At 70.4% G+C, this 3,097-nt stretch carries 4 protein-coding genes; all 4 read left to right on the top strand.

Translation table 11 applies throughout. The features are described from left to right. The coding region (locus tag V6M56_RS17115) for an FAD-binding protein (protein ID WP_332685364.1) at positions 1-1,281 on the top strand (1,281 nt) is incomplete at its 5' end. After that, a complete protein-coding gene (locus tag V6M56_RS17110) occupies positions 1,278-1,898 on the top strand; it encodes a glutathione S-transferase family protein (RefSeq protein ID WP_332685363.1) in 621 nt (206 codons plus the stop codon). The genes V6M56_RS17115 and V6M56_RS17110, both read left to right, overlap by 4 nt. Before the next feature lie 39 nt (positions 1,899-1,937). Beyond that, positions 1,938-2,768 carry an SDR family NAD(P)-dependent oxidoreductase gene (locus tag V6M56_RS17105; protein ID WP_332685362.1) on the top strand — a complete coding sequence of 277 codons (831 nt, stop codon included), beginning with the start codon at positions 1,938-1,940 and terminating at the stop codon, positions 2,766-2,768. Positions 2,769-2,813: 45 nt separating this feature from the next. After that, on the top strand, positions 2,814-3,097 hold a 284-nt coding region (locus V6M56_RS17100; RefSeq protein ID WP_332685361.1), incomplete at its 3' end, for an SDR family NAD(P)-dependent oxidoreductase.

Here is a 3,097-nt window from a genome sequence, read left to right as displayed (position 1 = left end):
CTCGGCGCCGATTTCGCTTTGCTGCGCCCGCCGCTGAAGGAGTTCACGGTGCTCGGCGGCATGATGGTCAACCGCAAGGACATCGACGCGCTGGTCGGCCGCTTCGCCAGCCTCGCCAATTTCCGGCACAGCCTGAAGCTGCTCGCCCGCTACGGCCTCGATCGGCTGCGCCATCCGCGCGGCACCCGCCTCCTGATGGGCAATGCGCTGGCGGCGCGGCTGCTCAAATCGGCCCGGCTCGCCAAGGTCGAGCTGCGCACCCGCACCGGCGCCGGCGCACTGATCCGCGACGGCGTCGGGGTGGTCGGCGTGATCGCGAAGACAGAAGCCGGCGAGCGCCGCATCGGCGCGCGGCGCGGTGTCGTGCTGGCCTGCGGCGGCTTTCCGGCCGATGCGGCGATGCGCAGGCAGCACCTGCCGCATGCCGAGGTGCATCGCTCGATGGCGCCGGCCAGCGACACCGGCGACGGCATCAGGCTCGGCATCGACGCCGGCGGCGCGATGCGCGAGGACAATATCGGCGCCGCCTTCTGGACGCCGGTCTCGGTGCTGGCCAAGCCCGATGGCAGCGAAGTCCAGTTCCCCCACCTCATCCTCGACCGGGCCAAGCCCGGGCTGATCGCGGTCGACGGCAAGGGCCGGCGCTTCGTCAACGAGGCGACCTCCTATCACAGCTTCGTCGAGGGCATGCACAAGGCCGGTGCCGTGCCGGCCTATCTCATCTGCGACAGCGTCTTCCTGCGCAAATACGGGCTCGGCCTCGTCCATCCCGGGCTGAAGTCGCCGGCATCCTTCGTCCAGGCGGGCTATCTCTTCGAGGGCGCGAGCGTGGCCGAACTGGCGAGCAAGATCGGCGTGCCGCCGGCTGCCCTGCAAGGCGAAGCCGAAGGCATGAACGAAGCCGCCCGCTCCGGCAGCGACCCGGCCTTCGGCAAGGGCTCGAGCGAGTACAACCGCTATCTCGGCGACCCCGCCAACCAGCCCAATCCCTGCCTCGGGCCGATCGAGACCGGCCCGTTCTACGCGGTCCGCATCTGGCCGGGCGACATCGGCACCGCCTCGGGTCTGATCTGCGATGCGCAGGCCCGCGTGCTCGGCCAAAGCGAGCAGCCGATCCCCGGCCTCTATGCCAGCGGCAACGACATGAACTCGATCATGGCCGGCGCCTATCCCGGCGCCGGCATCACGCTCGGCCCGGCGCTCACCTTCGGCTTCATCGCCGGGCGCGCGCTCGCCGCCGAGCCGGACCGGCTCACCCCTTCGGAAAGGCCCGCAGCATGAAACTCTACCAGTCCGCCACCTCGCCCTTCGTCCGCAAGGTCAGGCTGACCGCCGCCGAGCTCGGCCTCAGCGCTGAGATCGAGATGCTCGACGTCTCCGACGCCTACAAGAAGGGCGGCCCGCTGGCGCGCGAGGAGAACATCGTCAAGGTCAACCCGCTCGGCCAGGTCCCGACCATGCTGACCGAGGACGGCACCGTGCTCGCCGACAGCCGTGTCATCTGCGAGTACCTGAACCATCGCGGCAAGGGCGAGATCTTCCCGAGCGACCCGGGCAAGCGCTGGAACGCGCTGATGGAGCAGACGGTCGGCGACGGCCTGCTCGATGCCGCCCTGCTCTCCCGCTATGAGGGCCTGCTGCGGCCGGAGGAGCGGCAATGGCAGCCCTGGCGCGACGGCCAGATGGCCAAGCTGCACGCCGCGCTGGCGGTGATCGAGCAGAAGGCGGCGACCTTCGGCGATCGCGTCGACATCGGCACCATCACCTTCGCCAGCGCGCTCGCCTATCTCGATTTGCGCTTCGCCGATCTCGACTGGCGCAAGGACCATCCGGCCACCGCCGCCTGGTTCGCCGCCATCGAGGCCCGCCCGGCCTTCGCCGCCAACAGGCTCGGCTGAACGGCCGGGCCCGAAGCGCCGGAGCGAGGAGCCGCGACGATGAGCATTTCCCTTGGGCTGAGCGAGCGCATCGTCATGGTGACCGGCGGCGCCTCCGGCATCGGCCGGCAATGCGCGCTGGCGCTGGCCCGCGACGGCGCCCATCTCGCCATCGCCGACAGCAATGCCGAAGGCGCTGAAAGTGTCGCCCGCGAGATCGAGGCGCTGGGCCGGCGCGCCTTCGCCACGGACTTCGACGTCCGCGACGCGGCCGCGACCGAACAGGCCGTGGCGCAGGTCGAGCAGGCACTGGGACCGATCGACGGGCTGATCACCGCCGCCGGGATCTCGCGGCCCGCGCCCGCGACCGAGCTTGCATCCGAGGCCTGGGAGGCGGTGATCGGCGTCAACCTCACCGGCACCTTCTATTCCTGCCAGGCGGTCGGCCGGCGCATGGTCCAGCGCGGACGCGGCGCCATCGTCACCATCGGCTCGACCTCCTCGCTCGGCGGCCAGGCCGGGCGGGCGCATTACTGCGCCTCGAAGGCCGGCGTCGTCGGGCTGACCAAGGACCTCGCCATCGAATGGGGCTCCTATGGCGTGCGCATCAATTCGGTCGGACCGAGCGCCACCGACACGCCGATGATCCGCGCCGGCATTCCCGAGGCCTTCGTCTCCGGCGTGATGGAGGACCGCACCCCGCTCGGCCGTCTCGCGCAGCCGGAGGAGATCGCCAATCTCTGCCTGTTCCTGCTCTCCGATCTCGCGAGCTACATCACCGGCGCGCTGATCATGGCCGATGGCGGCGTCTCGGCCGGCTTCTTCACCCGCCGCCACGGCCGCGACCTGTCGTCCAAGCTGCTGCTGGAAAAGGGCGCCTACCGCGAATAGGGCGGGTTACGGGTCGGCCGACATCTCGACGAGGAGAACCACAATATGAGCAAGCTCGCTTTGGTCACCGGCGCGGGGCGCGGCATCGGCGCTGCCATCGCCGGGAGGCTCGCCGCCGATGGCTGGCGCGTCGCCGTCGCCGACCTGACACGCGAGCCGGCGCAGCAGGTTGCGGGCGCGCTTTCCGGCGCAGGCCATAGCGGCTGGGCTGTCGACGTCACCGACGAGGCTTCCGTCGACCGGCTCTTCGCCGCGGTCGAGAAGGAACATGGCCCGGTCACGGCTTTGGTCTGCAATGCCGGCATCCTGCTGATGCAGCCCGATGGCGA

The organism is Allobosea sp. (assembly GCF_036675845.1).
Classification (GTDB): domain Bacteria; phylum Pseudomonadota; class Alphaproteobacteria; order Rhizobiales; family Beijerinckiaceae; genus Allobosea.
The sequence above is the reverse complement of the archived record's forward strand: the minus strand, read 5'-3'. Positions and strand labels throughout refer to the sequence as shown.

Excerpts from the sequence above, each read along its gene's own strand:
- V6M56_RS17105 (WP_332685362.1), top strand. The coding sequence starts at position 1,938 with ATGAGCATTTCCCTTGGGCTGAGCGAGCGCATCGTCATGGTGACCGGC.
- V6M56_RS17110 (WP_332685363.1), top strand. The coding sequence starts at position 1,278 with ATGAAACTCTACCAGTCCGCCACCTCGCCCTTCGTCCGCAAGGTCAGG.